Source organism: Kitasatospora sp. NRRL B-11411, from assembly GCF_000721345.1.
In the GTDB taxonomy this organism is placed as follows: domain Bacteria; phylum Actinomycetota; class Actinomycetes; order Streptomycetales; family Streptomycetaceae; genus Kitasatospora; species Kitasatospora cineracea.
In genome coordinates this window covers 1-16,480 of record NZ_JOGH01000134.1, presented here as the reverse complement: position 1 = coordinate 16,480, position 16,480 = coordinate 1, and the positions used below count along the sequence as shown (strand labels likewise).

The window sequence follows — 16,480 nt, the reverse complement described above, 5'->3', positions numbered from 1 at the left end:
GTCAACACCCCCGCCCCACCGTCCGAAGGAACCCGCGTAACCCGCCCCCACCGCAACAGGAACCCCGCAGCCCGACCGATCCGGCCTGCGGGGTTCTGGGGTGTTCGTCCTTCAGAGAACGGTGACCTGGACGATGAAGACTCGTTCGAGTCGCGGGGCGATGAAGTAGTGGAACATGCCACGGGGACGTCCACTGCCTCCATTGCGGGCCAGACGCCTTCGAAGGCCCTCCCGTCCAGGTAGAGGGCCTCGGCCATCCTCACCAGCTCATCGGCTTTTCTCGACCCTCGGCGAGGAACTCGGCCGCAGAGCCGGCAGCCACGTACTCGGCATCGGGGTGGTACTCCCAGGACCAGCTCATGCCTGGATCGCCGCCGTGGCCGCACGGAGGATCCCACCGGACACCGCAAGATGTTCGCGGGCTTCCTCCGGGGTTTCGGCCTGTTGCGCGAGGTAGAGGCTCCGGTGGTACGTGCGTGCCGTCTCCGGGAAGCGCTCGATCTCGACGATCGTCGCCCAGTGCACGAGGAACGCGTGCACCGGTGTGAGGCTGTCCAACTCGGCGGCCCGGTTGAACGCCTTCTCCAGGTTGTCCTGCATCTTCGGCAGGAGGTTCGGCGCCACGACCGCAAGGGCGGCTTTCAGCGCGGCCGGGGACTTCGAGGGCCTTGGGATCAGTTCCTCGGCATGGTGTGCTGCTGTGCTCAACGCGTCCTCCAAGGCATACCTCCGCCACCGTACGGCAGCCCGGGCCTCCCGAGCGGCCCGACCGCTCAGTGGGGGCTAGCCCATGTCGAAGCGGCCGGACTTGACCGCGGTGACGAAGGCGGTGAAGGCGGTCTCGGCGAAGAGCAGGGCGGGGCCCTGGGGGTCCTTGGAGTCGCGGACCGGGACGAGGCCGTGGGTGGCGGTGAACTCGGGCGCGAACTCGACGCAGTTGCCGCCGTCGGTGCTGTGGCTGCTCTTCGTCCAGCGGGCACCGGACAGGTCGATGCGGGTCATGTGCGTTCCTCCCACGGCGGATGCGGCGTTCTCGGCGGCCGATCGTACGTTCCGGGTGAAGCCGCCCGGGTGGGGTTTCCCGGTTTTGGGCATGAAGAAGCCCCGCGAGCCCAAGTGGCTTGACTGCGGGGCTATTCGGTGCCGGTGGTGCGTCAGTTCGCGTCGAAGCGGCCGGACTTGACTGCCGTGACGAAGGCGGTGAAGGCGGTCTCGGTGAAGAGCAGGGCGGGGCCGTGGGGGTCCTTGGAGTCGCGGACCGGGACGAGTCCGTGGGCGGCGGCGAACTCGGGCGCGAACTCGACGCAGTTGCCGCCGTTGCCGCTGTGGCTGCTCTTGACCCACTGGGCGGTGGTCAGGTCAACCTTCATCGTAGATCCCTCCGAACAGTGCGGATCATGGTCAGTGACGCCGCCGTGGACAATGACTCGACCTGGAGCCGATCGTAGTCGCATTCCCAGGCCGCCAGGGTGGTCCGACTGCGCTCCACGTAGCCGCGCGCCTGCGTCTCGGAGTAGCCCAGGGTCACGTTGTTCGGCATGCTCAGCAGCACGATCGGGTGGGCGAAGGGCTGCGCTTCCGCCAGCTCGAACGGCGCGATCTGGAGCGTGACGTTCGGCAGGTCGGTCAATCCTTCGAGGTGGGCGAGTTGAGCGTCCATCACCTTTGTGCCCCCGATCGGCCGGCGGAGGCAACTCTCGTCCAGGACGGCGTGCACGGCAGCCGATGGGTCGCGGTGCAGGATCTGCTGCCGCTGGGCATTGCGGGCAACCCGGTCGTCCGCCTGTTCCCGGGTGATCCGACCGCGTTGGACGTTGGCCCGTTCCAAGGCCCCCAGGTATTCGGGGGTCATGAAGATGCCGAGGACGACGTCCATCTCGTAGGCGCGGAGCCGCACGCACCGCGCCTCGGCCTCGACGAACTCGTCGAAGCCCTCCAGGAAGCTGGAATGGGCCAGTTGGCGCCAGAGTTCCTGGAACAGGCCGCCGGTCCCGAACACCTCGTCGGATTTGACCGCGAAGTTATGGGTGACGGCCTTCTTCCCTCTCTCGACGTACGAGACGAGCCCGTTCGAGTAGCCCATGCGCGCACCCAACTTGCTCTGGGACCAGCCGCGAGCCCGCCGTGACCTGCGAAGTTCCGCACCGAAGCGGAGCGAAGGAGATGTCGGTACGTCAATTTCCCGCTGATCGACCATGGTTGCCCCCTTATAACTTGCCGGAACGGTCAACGGTCAAGCCCTGGTGAGCGTAGCCGTTCCCGCCGATGCTTGTGACGCACAGAACGCAGAAGGAAGTGGACGGTGACCGGCGTGCGGGAGCTCGGTCCGGGCGCGTGAACGCTTCTCGAAACCCTCCTTGCGCGGCGCAACCACTCCCATGAGGTCGATCGTCATGCCGAACCGCCAACCCCCGGAGCCGACTGCCAAGTTGACGATCCGGGTCTACACCGTGCGGGCCGACGGGGCCCGGGTGCAGGTCTCGTCCTGCACGTCCGACGAGGACTGCTTCCCGCCGCTGGTCTCCGCGCTGATCTGGCCGGCCTGCCGGTGCCCGCGCTGCGGCGGCCGCGACGCGGTCCGCGCGCCGGACGCGGCCTGACCGTCCGGCCGTCCCCCTGATCCCCCCGACACTCGAACGAAGGGAAGCACGTGTTGTACACCGGACAGCCGTTGGAGGTGGTCGATGCCCTCCGGCGCTTCCTGCGGGACGGGTTCGCCGACTCCGAGCAGGCCGCCGACCTGTTGGAGCGGGCGTTCCGGATGGCCCGGCTGGAGCCGCCGCCGGGGCTCTCGCCGGTCTACCGGAGCGACGTGCCGGCGGAGTACGGGGGCGTCGCGCTGGGGTGCGCGGGCCTGCCGTGGGTGCAGCGGCTGGCCGAGGCGCTGCTCGAACTCGCCTTCCTGCGCGGCGACCTGCACCCCGCCCGGCCCGGTGCCGGGGTCCGTCCGGTGCTGGGGGCGGCCCCGTGACCGACGGGCAGGAGGAACTCCGGGCGCGGGCCTGGGTGATCGCCGACCGGCTGGCGGGAGCCGGCGGCGGGGAGGCCCGGATGATCACGCTTCCGGACGGCTACCGGATCGAACTGCACTTCACCGCCCGGGCGCCGGACGAGCCCGGGGTGGTGGCCGCGATCGCGCTGGGCGACCGCTGGGGCCACCGCTACTCGCCGCCGGAGCGCAACGGCGGGGTGGCGAAGGAGAGCGTGTGGAGCGAGGTCCGCCTGTCGCCGCCCGACGGCCGACCGGCCCCGGGCAGCACGGAGCCCCGTCCGGCGCGGCCGGACGGGGCTCCGCGGAGAGCGGGTCAGCTCGCGGTGGACGCGGAGCCGGAGCTGCTCTTCGCCGTCGAGGCGGCGGAGGAGCCGGAAGAACCCGAGGAGCTCGACGAGCCCGACGAGGAAGAGGTGGAGGACGAGGACGTCGAGGAGGCCGACGACGAGCCCACCGAGCTGCTGGAGCTGGAGCGGCTGTCGGTGCGGTAGAAGCCGGAGCCCTTGAAGACCACGCCCACGGCCGAGAAGACCTTGCGGAGCTTCCCCTGGCAGTCGGGGCACGTGGTCAGCGCGTCGTCGCTGAACTTCTGCACCGCCTCCAGGCCGTTGCCGCACTCGGTGCACTGGTACTGGTACGTGGGCACTTTCCGCTTCCTCCTGTCACTCCCCCTGGCACTCTCACGCCATGAGTGCTAACGACGGTCCATGATGCGGCATTCCGCTGGTGGAGTCCAGCCGCTCAGCCGCGTCGGGCGGCCGGTGCCGCCTCCTCGCGGACCGCGCCTCCCCGTGCCACGGTACGGGTCGCGGGGGCCGGAACCAGCAGCAGGCGGCGCATCGTGACGAGCGCCACCAGGCCGAGACCGGAGCCGACCAGGGCGACGGTGAAGCCGAGCGAGGGCCCGGAGCGGTCGATCAGCTGTCCGGCGGCGGTGGAGCCGAGGGCCAGGCCGAGGCCGATCGAGCCGGTCAGCCAGGTGAACGCCTCGGTCTTGGCGCCGTCCGCGACCAGGGTCTCCACCAGGGTGAAGCCGGTGATCAGGGTGGGGGCGATGGCCAGGCCGCAGAACAGGCCCGCCACGGTCAGCGCGACCAGGTTGGGCATCGCCCACAGGGTGGAGCAGCCGAGCACCAGCAGCGCGTAGCAGGCGACCATCCGCTGCCGGGCGCTGCTGCGCCACGGGACCAGGCCGTAGAGCACGCCCGCCACCATCGAGCCGGTGGCGAACAGCCCGTAGACCAGGCCGCTGAGCCCGCCGGAGCCGGCGTCCTCGGCGAAGGCGGTGATCGAGACCTGCAGGGTGCCGAAGACGGTGCCCAGGCCGAGGAAGGTTCCGGCCAGCAGCCGGACGCCGGGGGAGGAGAGGGCGGAGGCGCGCCGGTCGCCGGGGGCGGCGGGGCCGGTGGGCGCGGGGGCGGTGTCCCGGCGGGCGGCGAAGGCCAGGCCGCCCAGCAGGGTCAGGGCGGCTTCGGCGGCGAGTCCGGCGGACGGGTCGACCAGGGTGGCGATGCCGGTGGCCAGCATCGGGCCGATGACGAAGGTGAACTCGTCGGTGACGGACTCGAAGGCGAAGGCGGTGTTCATCAGGGCGGGCCGCTCGCCCAGCCGGTGCACCCAGCGGGCCCGGACCATCGCGCCGACCTGGGGCACCGCGGCGCCGGCCGGGGCGGCGGCCAGGAACAGCGTCCAGTCGGGGGCGCCGGCGCGGGCCAGCACGATCAGGGCGGCGACCGCGCCGCCGTGCACCAGGACGGCCGGGACCAGCACGGCGGCCTGGCCGTACCGGTCGGCGAGCCGTCCGGTCTGCGGGCCGATCAGGGCCTGCGAGACGGCGGCGGCCGCGGCGACCGCGCCGGCCAGGCCGTAGGAGCCGGTGGTGTCGTGCACCAGCAGCACGATGCCGAGGCTGAGCATGGCGTACGGCAGCCGGGCGACCAGGGCGGGGAGCAGGAAGGTCCAGGCCCGGGGGGTGCGCAGCAGCGCTCCGTAGCCGGTGCCGCGGGGGCCGTGGGAGGTGGTGTCGTCGACCGGTCGGCGCGCCGCCACGGTCGGTCCTCTCTGCTGCCTGGTAGCGCCGCGCGGGTGGGACCGGCCGGGCGCCGAGGGTCGTCCTCTCGCGCGCCGACCGGGGCCGTCGCGCCGACTCTGCATCAGGCAGATGTGGAAAATCCGGGTGGAGATCCGGATGGAAATCAGGGTGGATCAGAATGTACAAGCGTATATCAGGGCGTTACGCCTTCGGTTCGGAAGTTCAGCCGTTCTTCTTCCTTCCGTTGGAAGGCGTCCTCCGGATGCTTGCGGGCAGCGCCTCCGCGTTGTGCAGCCACCCGGCGAGCTTGCCGCCGCGGTCGACGGCGCGCAGCCGGCGCTCGGCGGCCTCGGAGACCTCCTCGGTGGTGACCACCAGCAGTTCGTCGCCCTCGCGCAGCACCGTCATCTTGTCCGGGACGAAGCTGGCGCCCTCGCGGACCACCAGGGTGACGGCGGCGCCCTTGGGCAGCCGCAGTTCGGAGACCTCGACGCCGGACATCCGGGAGCCGGGGGAGAGCTGGACGGAGAGCAGGTGGCCGTGCAGCTTCTCCAGCGGCGCGGACTCGATGCCCAGGTCCTGGCCGATGTCGCCCTCGCCGATCCTCAGCCACTTGGCGACCAGCGGCAGGGTCGGGCCCTGGAGCAGGGTGAAGACCACGACCAGGATGAAGACCACGTTGAACAGCTGCTGGGCGTCGGTGGCGCCGGACACCAGCGGGATGGTGGCGAGCACGATCGGCACCGCGCCGCGCAGCCCGGCCCAGGACAGCAGCGCCTGCTCCTGCCAGGGCACCCGGAACGGCGTCATGGTCAGCAGCACCGACAGCGGCCGGGCGACGAACACCAGCACCGCCCCGGCCACCAGGCCCGGCACTATCGCCGAGCCCATGGAGGCGGGCGTCACCAGCAGGCCGAGCAGCACGAACATGCCGATCTGCCCGATCCAGGCCAGCCCGTCGGCGAAGCCGCGCACCGCGGGGCCGTGCGGCAGCTTGGAGTTCCCGAGGATCACCGAGGCGATGTACGCGGCCAGGAAGCCGGAGGCGTGCAGCAGCGCGCCGCCCGCGTAGGCGAGCACGATCAGCGCCAGCACCGCGATCGGGTACAGGCCGGAGGAGGGCAGCGCGACCCGGCGCACCGCGTACGCGCCGAGCCGGCCGACCGCGTAGCCGACGGCCGCGCCGATCGCCAGCTCGACGACGATGGTGCCGACCAGCACGTACCAGGGGTCGAGCTCGCCGGTGGTGGCGAAGGCGACCACCAGGATCACCACGGGCGCGTCGTTGAAGCCGGACTCGGCCTCCAGCAGGCCGGTCAGCCGCTTGGGCAGCGGCACCATCCGCAGCACCGAGAAGACCGCCGCGGCGTCGGTGGAGGAGACGATCGCGCCGAGCAGCAGCGCGGTGCGCCACTCCAGGCCGACCAGCCAGTGCGCGCCGGCGGCGGTGACGAACACCGAGACCGCGACGCCGAGGGTGGCCAGCACGGCGGCGGCCGGGACCACCGGCCTGATGGCCTGCCAGCTGGTCTTGAGCCCGCCCTCGGCGAGGATGACCACCAGGGCGGCGTAGCCCATCACCTGGGTGAGCTCGGCGTTGTTGAAGCTCATGCCGAGGCCGTTCTGGCCCAGCGCGACGCCGATCCCGAGGTAGATCAGCAGCGAGGGCAGCCCCGAGCGGGTGGAGATCCGCACCGCCACGACGGCGAACAGCAGGACCACGGCGGACTCGAGCAGCAGGGTGTTCAGGTGGTCAACGGTCACGCAGGGGCACCTCGGGCAGGGAGGGGAGCTACTGACAGATCGTTACCCATCCTAACATTTTACTTGATCTTTACGCTAGTCCCTTCTTCCGCCCGGGCCGGGTAAGGTCCCCTGCGTGCCGTAGAACCGCCGCGGTGTCCCCCGTGCACGGCTGCCGGTGCCCTCGCCCTAATGTGGTGACCTGTCACGGCCGCACGCTCCCTCATACAAGGACTCGGATGCCCCGCTCGAAGAAGTTCCGGCGCGCACGTCTGATCATGATCCTGCTCGCCGTGCTGCTGATCGCGGGCCTGGTCGGCGGCGGCTGGTGGGCAGTGGACACCGTCCGCTCCTCCTTCCCGCAGGTCAGCGGCACCGTCAAGGTGGCCGGCATGTCCGCCCCGGTGGACGTGGTCCGCGACGACAAGGGCATCCCGCAGCTCTACGCCGACACCGACGCCGACCTGTTCCGCGCCCAGGGCTACGTGCAGGCCCAGGACCGGTTCTGGGAGATGGACGTCCGACGGCACATCACCTCCGGCCGGCTCTCCGAGATGTTCGGCTCCTCCACGGTCGAGCAGGACACCTTCCTGCGGACCATGGGCTGGCGCCAGGTCGCCGAGAAGGAGTGGAACGGCAACATCCTCTCCGAGGAGACCAAGCGCAACCTGACCGCCTACACCGAGGGCGTCAACGCCTGGCTCGCCGAACACCCCGGCGGGGCCGGCGCCTCGCTCGAGTACGCGCTGCTCGGCACGGTCAACTCCGGCTACCAGCCCGAGAAGTGGGACCCGATCGACTCGGTGGCCTGGCTCAAGGCGATGGCCTGGAGCCTGTCCGGCAACATGCAGGAGGAGATCGACCGCTCGCTGCTCACCCAGGACTTCAGCACCGAGCAGATCGAGCAGCTCTACCCGGCGTACCCGTACGACCGCAACGGCACCATCGTGAAGACCGGCAAGCTCTCCGCCGACGGCACCTACACCCCCGGCGAGGGCGTCACCGTGCCCCAGCTGCCCGGCTCCGCCGCCGCGGTCGACAGCTCGCAGGCCCGCGCCGCCAGCCAGGCCCTGATGGGCGACCTGTCCCAGCAGGTCTCCGCGCTGCCCCAGCTGCTCGGCCCGCAGGGCCAGGGCATCGGCTCCAACTCCTGGGTGGTGGCCGGGACCAACACCACCACCGGCCTGCCGATGCTGGCCAACGACCCGCACCTCGGCCCCGGCATGCCGTCCATCTGGTACCAGATGGGCCTGCACTGCCGCACCGTCTCCGCCACCTGCGGCTACGACACCGCCGGCTACACCTTCGCCGGCATGCCCGGCGTCGTCATCGGCCACAACAAGGACATCGCCTGGGGCTTCACCAACCTCGGCGCCGACGTCACCGACCTGTACCTGGAGAAGGTCACCGGCCCGGACACCTACCTCTACGACGGCAAGGACACCAAGTTCACCGTCCGCAAGGAGACCATCAAGGTGGCCGGCGGCGACGACCGCACCATCACCGTCCGCACCACCCAGGACGGCATGCCGCTGATCTCCGACCAGTCCTCCGAGGAGCAGAAGGTCGGCCAGTACGCCCCCGCCGGCAACGCCGCCCCCGACCGGGCGGCCGGCTACGCCGTCGCCCTGCGCTGGACCGCGCTCGTCCCCGGCAAGACCATGGACGCCGTCTTCGAGCTCGACCGGGCCACCGACTTCACCTCCTTCCGGGCCGCCGCCAAGGACTTCGCCGTCCCCGCGCAGAACCTGATCTACGCCGACACCAAGGGCAACATCGGCTACCAGGCCCCCGGCCTGATCCCGGTCCGCGGCAAGAAGGGCGACGGCCGCTACCCCGCCCCCGGCTGGGACCCGGCCTACGCCTGGAACACCGCCTACCTGCCGTTCAAGTCGCTGCCCTACGCGTACAACCCGCCCGAGGGCTACATCGTCACGGCCAACCAGGCCGTCGTCGACCAGAGCTACAAGCCGGTCCTCACCACCGACTGGGAGTACGGCACCCGGGCCAAGGAGATCGGCGACCTGATCCAGGCCAAGCTCAAGAACGGCGGCAAGATCTCGCTGGACGACATGCAGTCCATGCAGCTCGACAACACCAGCGTGATGGCCAAGGAACTCGTCCCGCTGCTGCTCAAGGTCAAGATCGACGACCCCTACGTGCGCGAGGCCCAGGACCTGCTCAAGAACTGGAACTACCACCAGGACGCCGACTCCGCCGCCGCCGCCTACTACAACGGCGTCTGGCGGGCCCTGCTCACCCTGGCCTTCGGCCAGAAGTTCCCCGCCGACCTCCGGGTCGAGGGCGACTGCCTGCTGGTCCGCCAGAAGCGCGACAACACCCTGCCCGACGACGCCCTCGGCGGCGCCGCGCAGGCCGTCACCGAGTGCGGCACCCGCAAGGCCGCCCAGGCCCAGCCGGACGGCGGCGACCGCTGGACCGAGGTCGTCCGCAAGCTGCTCGCCGACCCCAAGTCGCCCTGGTGGGACTACATCGACTCCGACCACCAGCAGCAGCACGGGCTCGACAGCCTGCTCGCCGAAGCGCTCAAGGACGCCCGCCAGGACCTCACCTCGCGCCTCAGCAAGGACATCTCCACCTGGAGCTGGGGCCGCCTGCACCAGCTCACCCTGCAGGAGCAGACCCTCGGCACCGACAACTCCTCGATCGCCTCCGGCCTCGTCCACAAGCTGCTCAACCGGGGCCCCTACAAGCTCTCCGGCGGCAGCGCCGCCGTCGACGCCACCGGCTGGAACGCCGCCGCCGGCTACGACGTCGACTGGATCCCCTCCATGCGGATGGTCGTCGACCTCAGCAACTTCGACTCCTCCCGCTGGATCAACGTCGGCGGCGCCTCCGGCCACGCCTTCCACCCCAACTACAACGACCAGACCTCGCTCTGGGCCTCCGGCCAACTCCTGCCCTGGGCCTACAGCAAGGACGCGGTCGCCAAGGCGGGCAAGAACACCCTGACCCTGACCAACTAGAACCGGGGGCCCGGCGAGCGACGCTCCCCGGGCCCCGTCCTCACTCCCCGAAGCGCGTCACCCCGTCCGGGGTCACCACCGCGTGGACCGGCAGGTCGTGCGGCTCGGCCGGGACCGCGGGCAGCAGTTCGGCCGGGTAGAGCAGGGTGGCCAGCAGCGGGCGGGCACCGGCCCGGGTGAGGCGGGCCAGGACCCGGTCGTAGGAGCCGCCGCCGCGGCCCAGCCGGGTGCCGCGGCGGTCGACGGCCAGGCCGGGGAGCAGGACGACGTCCGCGCCGAGGACGGCGTCGGGGCCGAGCCGGGGGCCGGTGGGTTCGAGCAGGCCGCGGGCGGCGGGGGCGAGCCGGTCGTCGTCCTCGTACCGGGCCCAGTCCAGGTCGTTGTCCGGCAGCAGCACCGGCAGCAGCACCCGGACGCCGGCGCCGGCGAGGGCGCGCAGCAGCGGGCGGGTGCCCGGCTCCGCGCCGACCGAGACGTACGCGGCGACGGTGCCGCCCGGCGGGACCAGCGCGGCGGCGTGCCCGGCCAGGGCCGCGGCCGCGGCGGCGCGCTCCGGGCCGCCGAGCGCCCGCCGTTCGGCGAGCAGGCGTGACCTCAACGCCGCCTTGTCGTTGGACAACCGATCCGCAGTCACCGTTCGATTCCTCTCAGCTCTGTCCCGTGCAGTGACACGAGCCTGACACGCCCGAGGCCGCCGCATGCCCACCCCGCTCCTGCTCCAGGCCCTGGCCGCGCTCGGCGCGGCCGCCCCGGCCGCCGCCGGCGTCCTCGCGCTGCGCCGCCGCCGGGACCGGGTCGAACAGGGCGGCCGGGAGGCGGAACTTCTGGCGAAGATCGCGGAACTGGCGGAGGAACGGGACGAACTGGTGCGGACCGCCTCCTGCGACCCGCTGACCGGCGTGTGGAACTACCGCCACCTCCAGCTCACCCTGGACCGCGAGATCGAACGCGCCCGCCGGGCCGAGGCCACCGCGATCGACCCCCGCCCGCTGGCCGTGCTGCTGCTGGAGGTCGACGGCTTCGACGCGGTGGTCGCCGAGCACGGCCGGACCCGCGCCAACGCGATGCTCCGCGACCTCGCCCAGCGCCTGGCCATGGAGATCCGCGGCTGCGACACCCTGGGACGTTACGGCGGCGAGGAGTTCCTCGCCCTGCTGCCGGACACCGGCCCGGAGGGCGCCGCGCAGGTCGCCGAGCGGCTCTGCTGGTCGGTGCGCCGCCACCGGCTGACGGACCGCCACCCCGGCGAGAGCGCCGCCCCGGACGCCCGCAGCGGCCTCACCGCCGCCGTCGGCCTGGCCGTACTGCCCCGCGACGGCGCGCACGCCGCGCTGCTGCTGCGGGCCGCCGACCGCGCCCTGGCCGCCGCCCGCGCCGCGGGCGGCGACTGCTGGCGCTCCACCGAGCAGCTCACGAGCGGACCGGCCGGTCCGAACGCTTCGTCGACGCCCGGTATGGTGTCTTCCGGCCCCGGCGGGACAACCCTCACCCCGCATGCGACCACCGTCGGCCCGGGCCCGACAGGTGACAGGCCCCAATAATCGTTTCACCCCGCTCTCAGCGGAGCGAAACGCCAGCCTCAGTAAGGTCGACGCATGACGAACACGCACGCCCGCCAGCCGGTCACCAAGGCCGTCGTCCCGGCCGCCGGCCTCGGCACCAGGTTCCTCCCCGCCACCAAGGCCACGCCCAAGGAGATGCTCCCGGTCGTCGACAAGCCGGCCATCCAGTACGTCGTCGAGGAGGCCGCCGCCGCGGGCCTGTCCGACATACTGATGGTCACCGGTCGCAACAAGCGTGCTCTGGAAGACCACTTCGACCGCGCCTACGAGCTGGAGGAGCTGCTCAGCCGCAAGGGCGACCAGGAGCGGCTGCGCCGGGTGCAGGAGTCCGTGCAGCTCGCCAGCATGCACTACGTCCGCCAGGGCGACCCCAAGGGCCTCGGCCACGCCGTCTCGGTCGCCGAACAGCACGTCGCCGGGCAGCCGTTCGCCGTCCTGCTGGGCGACGACCTGATCGACCCGCGCGACCCGCTGCTGGCCCGGATGATCGAGGTCCAGCAGGAACTCGGCGGCTCCGTCGTCGCGTTGATGGAGGTCGACCCCGCGCAGATCCACCTGTACGGCTGCGCCGCCGTCAAGGCCAACGGCTTCGGCGAGGACGTCTTCCAGGTGACCGACCTGGTGGAGAAGCCCGACACCGCCGACGCCCCGTCCAACTACGCCGTCATCGGCCGCTACGTCCTCGACCCGGCGGTCTTCGACGTGCTGCGCGAGACCCCGCCCGGCCGCGGCGGCGAGATCCAGCTGACCGACGCGCTGCGCGAGCTGGCCACCCGCGACGAGACCAACGGCGGCCCGGTGCACGGCGTGCTGTTCAAGGGCCGCCGCTACGACACCGGCGACCGCGCCGACTACCTGCGGGCGATCGTCCGGCTGGCCGCCGAGCGCGACGACCTCGGCCCCGAGTTCCGCACCTGGCTGCGGCAGTTCGTGGCCACCGAGATGCAGGGCTGACCCACCACGAAGGAGCGTGAGGCGATGACCGGGAAGCACGACCCCTGCTGCGAGGGAGCCGACTCCCCGGCCTCGCCGCGCTCGTGGAGCGTCGACGAGCACCTCGCCGACGTCCTCGCCGCGGTCGCCCCGCTGCCCCCCATCGAGCTGCAACTGCTGGACGCCCAGGGCTGCCGGCTCGCCGAGGACGTGCGGGCCGCCGACGACCTGCCGCCCTTCGACAACAGCTCGATGGACGGCTACGCGCTGCGCACCGCCGACACCGTGCGCGCCACCGGGCAGTACCCGTCGGTGCTCGCCGTGGTCGGCGACATCGCGGCCGGCGCCGCCGACCTGCCCAAGGTCGGCCCCGGCCAGGCCGCCCGGATCATGACCGGCGCCCCCGTCCCGCCCGGCGCCGAGGCCGTCGCCCCGGTCGAGTGGACCGACGGCGGCACCGGCACCGGGCGGGCGGCCGACGCGATGGGCGCACCCGTCGCCGGCGAGGAGGTCCGGGTGCTGCGCCCGGTCGCCGAGGGCGCGCACATCCGCCGCCGGGGCAGCGACGTCACCGCGGGCGACACCGTGCTGGAGGCCGGCACCGTGCTCGGCCCCACCCAGCTCGGCCTGCTCGCCGCGATCGGCCGCGCCGCCGTCAAGGTCGCCCCCCGCCCCCGGGTGGTGGTGCTCTCCACCGGCAGCGAACTCGTCCAGCCCGGCGAGGCCGCCGGACCGGGCCGGATCCACGACTCCAACTCCTTCACCCTGACCGCCGCCGCGATCGCCGCCGGCGCCGTCGCCTACCGGGTCGGCGGCGTCCCCGACGAGGCCGCCACGCTGCGCGCCGTGCTGGAGGACCAGCTCGGCCGGGCCGACCTGATCGTCACCAGCGGCGGCGTCTCGGTCGGCGCGTACGACGTGGTCAAGGAGGTGTTCGCGGACTACGGCGGCGTGGACTTCCGCCGGCTGCGGATGCAGCCCGGCAAGCCGCAGGGCTTCGGCCGGATCGGCGCGGGCGCCGGGGTGCCGCTGCTCGCCCTGCCCGGCAACCCGGTCAGCGCGTACATCTCCTTCGAGCTGTTCGTCCGCCCGGTGATCCGCACCATGCTCGGCGCCCCCGACGTGCACCGCCCCGTGGTGCGCGCCGCGACCACCGCCGCGCTGCGCTCCCCGGCCGGGCGGCGGCAGTTCCTGCGCGGCCGGCACCACCCGGCGGACGGCACCGTCAGCCCGGTCGGCGGCGAGGGATCGCACCTGGTCGGGGCGCTGGCGAAGGCCGACTGCCTGATCGCCGTGCCCGAGGACACGACCGCGCTGCCCGCCGGGAGCGCCGTCGATGTGGTCCTTCTCACGGACTGACCGGGGCGGGGTTGTACGGTAGCGCGAGATTCGCACCGTGCCACTGGAGCCACTCGTGACCGACACACCCCCCGGCGACCGCCTCACCCACGTCGACCGCACCGGCGCCGCCCGGATGGTCGACGTCTCCGAGAAGGCCGCCACCACCCGCGTCGCGGTGGCGGCCGGCCGGGTCCGGATCGCCCCCAGGGTGGTGGAACTGCTGCGCGGCGAGGGCGTCCCCAAGGGCGACGCCCTCGCGGTGGCCCGGATCGCCGGGATCATGGGCGCCAAGCGGACGCCCGAACTGATCCCGCTCTGCCACCCGATCGCGCTCACCGGCACCACCGTCGACCTGGCCGTCACCGACACCGCCGTCGAGATCACCGCCACCGTCCGCACCGCCGACCGCACCGGCGTCGAGATGGAGGCGCTCACCGCCGTCGCCACCGCCGCGCTCACCGTCATCGACATGGTCAAGGCGGTCGACAAGGCCGCCGCCATCGAGGACGTCCGGGTGCTCAGCAAGACCGGCGGCAAGAGCGGCGACTGGTCCAGGGGGGAGGAGCAGTGAGGGCGCTCGCCGTCACCGTCTCCAACCGGGCCTCGGCCGGCGTGTACGAGGACCGGGGCGGCCCGCTGCTGGTCGACGGCCTGCGCGCGATGGGCTTCGAGACCGACGGCCCGCAGGTCGTCCCGGACGGCGAACCGGTCGAGGCGGCGCTGCGCGCGGCCGTCGCCGCCGAGTACGACGTGGTGCTCACCACCGGCGGCACCGGCATCTCCCCGCAGGACCTCACGCCCGAGATGACCGCCCGGGTGATCGACCGGCAGATCCCCGGCATCCCCGAGGCGATCCGCGCCCACGGCCGGGAGCAGGTGCCCACCTCGGCGCTCTCCCGCGGCCTGGCCGGCCTGGCCGGACGCACCCTGGTGGTCAACCTGCCCGGCTCCACCGGCGGCGTCCGCGACGGCCTGGCCGTGCTCGCCCCGCTGCTGCCGCACGCCGTCGACCAGTTGGCCGGCGGCGACCACCCGCGGCCCGCGGGCGGTGCGCACTGAACGCGCCCTGGCCGGTCGAACTGGCCGAGGGGGACCTCGTGCTGCGGCCCATCCGCCGCCGCGACCAGGCCGAGTGGCAGGAGGTCAGCCGCCGCAACCGGGACTGGCTGCGCCGCTGGGAGGCCACCGTCCCGCCCGCCCCGCCCGGCCGCGCCCCGCTGCCCCGCCCCACCTACCGGCAGATGGTCCGCTACCTGCGGGCCGAGGCCGCGGCCGGCCGGATGCTGCCCTTCGTGGTGCTCCACCAGGGCCGCCTGGTCGGCCAGTTGACGGTCGGCGGAATCACCTGGGGCTCGATGTGCTCCGCGAACGTCGGCTACTGGGTGGACGAGGCGGTGGCCGGCCGCGGCATCATGCCCACCGCCGTCGCGCTCGCCGTCGACCACTGCTTCCGCGACCTGGGCCTGCACCGGGTCGAGGTGTGCATCCGCCCGGAGAACCGGCCCAGCCGCCGGGTGGTGGAGAAACTCGGCTTCCGCTCGGAGGGAATGCGCCCCCGCTACCTGCACATCGACGGCGACTGGCGCGACCACCTGGTGTACGCGCTCACCGCCGACGAGGCCACCGACGGGCTGCTGCGGCGCTGGCGGGAACTCAGGAACCGGCCGCCGCAAGAGAATTGAATGTGTGTTCGAATGTAGATATCGATATGGCATCGGGGGCGTGTCGACCCGTCACAAATACCGGCAAAATAGTCTGAGAATCAGCTTGATCACACGACACGCCGCGCCAAATTGCTGCAGTGCCTTCCCCCGCGCCCGTACCGTGTGAAACGTGAGCAGTAGCGGCCTTATCTACGCGGTCATCGTAGGGGCCTGGGCTGCCTATCTGGTGCCGATGTGGCTCCGCAGGCAGGACGAGCTCAACGAGTCGCGTCCGACGGAACGCTTCAGTACCGCGATCCGCCTGCTGGCCGGTCGATCGGCCATGGAGCGGCGCGCGGCCCGAGCCCTCGGCGACCAGACCGCCGACCAGCAGCACCCCGCCGGGGAGGACCCGGACGGGGCCCTCGCCGACCCCGCGCCCGCCGTGGCGCCCGACCCCGCCGACGTGCCCACCCGGGCCGCCGCCGAACCGGCCGCCGAACCGGTCGGGGAGCCCGCCGCCGAGCCGGTGGTCGGGCCCGCGGCCGCCGCCGAGGGCCGGGGCGAGCGGGAACGCGAGCGCGAGCGGGAGATCGGCGACCGGCGCTCCGCCGAGCGGCGGGCCCGGCTGCTCGCCCGGCGGCGACGGATGGTCACCATGCTGTTCCTGGCCTTCGCGCTGGGCGCCGTGGTCGCCGCCGTGACCGGCTTCGCCTTCCTCTGGGTGCCCGCCGTCCCCGGCCTGCTGCTCACCCTCTACATCGGCCACCTGCGCCGCCTGGAACGGCAGCGCTACGAGGTCAAGTTCGACCGGACCCGGGCCGCGCAGGCCGCCGAGCGGCTGCGCGAGCGCGAACGCGAGCGGGCTGCCCGACCGGCCGCCGAGCCGGCCGCGACCCGCCCGGCGCCCGCCCCCGAGCCGACCGCCACCACGGACCCGAGCACCACCCGGGCCACCGTGCTGGCCGAGGCCACCGAGCACGAGGAGTGGGCCGACGGCGTCCGCTCCCGGGCCGCCGCCGGGCCGGACTCCTGGGAGCCCGTCCCCGTCCCCCTCCCCACCTACGTCACCGCCCCCGTGGCCCCCCGCACCACCCGCGGGCTCGACCTCTCCGCCCCCAACACCTGGGACTCCGGTCGCCCCGCCACCCCGCTGTTCGACCAGTACGGCGCCGAGCCGGCCCAGCCCCCCGCCGCCGCGGACTGGTCGACCCGCCCCCGCGCCGCCAACGAGTAACCGCCCGGCC

18 protein-coding genes are annotated in these 16,480 nt (G+C 72.8%); 10 read left to right on the top strand and 8 right to left on the bottom strand.

From position 1 onward, the window contains the following. Positions 1–357 precede the first annotated feature (357 nt). The 4 genes from IH44_RS0134565 to IH44_RS0134550 form a co-directional block, all read right to left on the bottom strand. Positions 358–720 (bottom strand): DUF6247 family protein, encoded by a 363-nt coding sequence (locus tag IH44_RS0134565; protein WP_232795197.1) that lies wholly within the window; start codon positions 718–720, stop codon positions 358–360. A 63-nt stretch (positions 721–783) separates the two neighbouring features. Next, positions 784–1,002, bottom strand: a complete 219-nt coding sequence (locus IH44_RS0134560; protein ID WP_030463777.1) for a DUF397 domain-containing protein — start codon at positions 1,000–1,002, stop codon at positions 784–786. 152 nt (positions 1,003–1,154) lie between these two features. Then, on the bottom strand, positions 1,155–1,370 hold the full coding sequence (locus tag IH44_RS0134555) for a DUF397 domain-containing protein (protein ID WP_030463776.1): 216 nt from the start codon (positions 1,368–1,370) through the stop codon (positions 1,155–1,157). Then, positions 1,367–2,197 carry a helix-turn-helix transcriptional regulator gene (locus tag IH44_RS0134550; RefSeq protein ID WP_030463775.1) on the bottom strand — a complete coding sequence of 277 codons (831 nt, stop codon included), beginning with the start codon at positions 2,195–2,197 and terminating at the stop codon, positions 1,367–1,369. Before IH44_RS0134550 ends, IH44_RS0134555 begins: the two co-directional genes overlap by 4 nt. 196 nt (positions 2,198–2,393) lie before the next feature. On the opposite strand from IH44_RS0134550, the gene IH44_RS46925 reads away from it, so the two are divergent. Both IH44_RS46925 and IH44_RS0134540 read left to right on the top strand, forming a co-directional pair. Further along, positions 2,394–2,600 carry a hypothetical protein gene (locus IH44_RS46925; protein ID WP_157852561.1) on the top strand — a complete coding sequence of 69 codons (207 nt, stop codon included), beginning with the start codon at positions 2,394–2,396 and terminating at the stop codon, positions 2,598–2,600. Positions 2,601–2,650: 50 nt separating this feature from the next. Further along, complete coding sequence (locus IH44_RS0134540; protein ID WP_157852560.1) at positions 2,651–2,971, top strand: hypothetical protein; 321 nt, start codon at positions 2,651–2,653, stop codon at positions 2,969–2,971. 334 nt (positions 2,972–3,305) lie between these two features. Here IH44_RS0134540 and IH44_RS44855 read toward each other — a convergent pair whose 3' ends face one another. From IH44_RS44855 to IH44_RS0134520, 3 genes are all read right to left on the bottom strand, one after another. Next, positions 3,306–3,638 (bottom strand): FmdB family zinc ribbon protein, encoded by a 333-nt coding sequence (locus IH44_RS44855; protein WP_081967309.1) that lies wholly within the window; start codon positions 3,636–3,638, stop codon positions 3,306–3,308. Positions 3,639–3,733: 95 nt separating this feature from the next. Further along, a complete protein-coding gene (locus IH44_RS0134525) occupies positions 3,734–5,041 on the bottom strand; it encodes an MFS transporter (protein WP_035957281.1) in 1,308 nt (435 codons plus the stop codon). Between the two features lie 205 nt (positions 5,042–5,246). Continuing rightward, on the bottom strand, positions 5,247–6,788 hold the full coding sequence (locus IH44_RS0134520; RefSeq protein ID WP_030463770.1) for a potassium/proton antiporter: 1,542 nt from the start codon (positions 6,786–6,788) through the stop codon (positions 5,247–5,249). A 218-nt stretch (positions 6,789–7,006) separates the two neighbouring features. On the opposite strand from IH44_RS0134520, the gene IH44_RS0134515 reads away from it, so the two are divergent. Then, positions 7,007–9,754, top strand: a complete 2,748-nt coding sequence (locus IH44_RS0134515; protein WP_030463769.1) for a penicillin acylase family protein — start codon at positions 7,007–7,009, stop codon at positions 9,752–9,754. A gap of 40 nt (positions 9,755–9,794) precedes the next feature. Here the strand turns inward: IH44_RS0134515 and IH44_RS0134510 are convergent, their stop codons facing one another. Beyond that, positions 9,795–10,388 (bottom strand): 5-formyltetrahydrofolate cyclo-ligase, encoded by a 594-nt coding sequence (locus IH44_RS0134510; RefSeq protein WP_232795196.1) that lies wholly within the window; start codon positions 10,386–10,388, stop codon positions 9,795–9,797. Between the two features lie 64 nt (positions 10,389–10,452). Here IH44_RS0134510 and IH44_RS0134505 point away from each other — a divergent pair, with 64 nt between their 5' ends. From IH44_RS0134505 to glpR, 7 genes are all read left to right on the top strand, one after another. Beyond that, positions 10,453–11,295, top strand: coding sequence for a GGDEF domain-containing protein (locus IH44_RS0134505; protein ID WP_051817928.1), 843 nt, complete (start codon positions 10,453–10,455; stop codon positions 11,293–11,295). A 54-nt stretch (positions 11,296–11,349) separates the two neighbouring features. Beyond that, positions 11,350–12,270, top strand: a complete 921-nt coding sequence (gene galU / locus IH44_RS0134500) for a UTP--glucose-1-phosphate uridylyltransferase GalU (protein ID WP_030463766.1) — start codon at positions 11,350–11,352, stop codon at positions 12,268–12,270. 24 nt (positions 12,271–12,294) lie between these two features. Then, entirely contained in the window at positions 12,295–13,608 is a 1,314-nt protein-coding gene (gene glp / locus IH44_RS0134495; protein ID WP_030463765.1) for a gephyrin-like molybdotransferase Glp, read from the top strand. A gap of 115 nt (positions 13,609–13,723) precedes the next feature. Then, entirely contained in the window at positions 13,724–14,161 is a 438-nt protein-coding gene (gene moaC / locus IH44_RS0134490) for a cyclic pyranopterin monophosphate synthase MoaC (protein ID WP_051817932.1), read from the top strand. Continuing rightward, positions 14,158–14,649, top strand: coding sequence for a molybdenum cofactor biosynthesis protein B (locus tag IH44_RS0134485; RefSeq protein WP_051817926.1), 492 nt, complete (start codon positions 14,158–14,160; stop codon positions 14,647–14,649). Before moaC ends, IH44_RS0134485 begins: the two co-directional genes overlap by 4 nt. Then, positions 14,646–15,272, top strand: a complete 627-nt coding sequence (locus IH44_RS0134480) for a GNAT family N-acetyltransferase (protein ID WP_081967308.1) — start codon at positions 14,646–14,648, stop codon at positions 15,270–15,272. Before IH44_RS0134485 ends, IH44_RS0134480 begins: the two co-directional genes overlap by 4 nt. A 151-nt stretch (positions 15,273–15,423) precedes the next feature. Further along, complete coding sequence (gene glpR, locus IH44_RS0134475) at positions 15,424–16,470, top strand: gephyrin-like molybdotransferase receptor GlpR (protein ID WP_035957280.1); 1,047 nt, start codon at positions 15,424–15,426, stop codon at positions 16,468–16,470. The last annotated feature ends 10 nt before the right edge of the window (positions 16,471–16,480 follow it).

Bases quoted from the DNA above. Each gene is read 5' to 3' on its own strand.
- IH44_RS0134560 (WP_030463777.1), bottom strand. From the start codon at position 1,002: ATGACCCGCATCGACCTGTCCGGTGCCCGCTGGACGAAGAGCAGCCAC.
- moaC (WP_051817932.1), top strand. From the start codon at position 13,724: ATGGTCGACGTCTCCGAGAAGGCCGCCACCACCCGCGTCGCGGTGGCG.
- galU (WP_030463766.1), top strand. From the start codon at position 11,350: ATGACGAACACGCACGCCCGCCAGCCGGTCACCAAGGCCGTCGTCCCG.
- glp (WP_030463765.1), top strand. From the start codon at position 12,295: ATGACCGGGAAGCACGACCCCTGCTGCGAGGGAGCCGACTCCCCGGCC.
- IH44_RS46925 (WP_157852561.1), top strand. From the start codon at position 2,394: ATGCCGAACCGCCAACCCCCGGAGCCGACTGCCAAGTTGACGATCCGG.
- IH44_RS0134505 (WP_051817928.1), top strand. From the start codon at position 10,453: ATGCCCACCCCGCTCCTGCTCCAGGCCCTGGCCGCGCTCGGCGCGGCC.
- IH44_RS0134515 (WP_030463769.1), top strand. From the start codon at position 7,007: ATGCCCCGCTCGAAGAAGTTCCGGCGCGCACGTCTGATCATGATCCTG.
- IH44_RS0134555 (WP_030463776.1), bottom strand. From the start codon at position 1,370: ATGAAGGTTGACCTGACCACCGCCCAGTGGGTCAAGAGCAGCCACAGC.
- IH44_RS0134550 (WP_030463775.1), bottom strand. From the start codon at position 2,197: ATGGTCGATCAGCGGGAAATTGACGTACCGACATCTCCTTCGCTCCGC.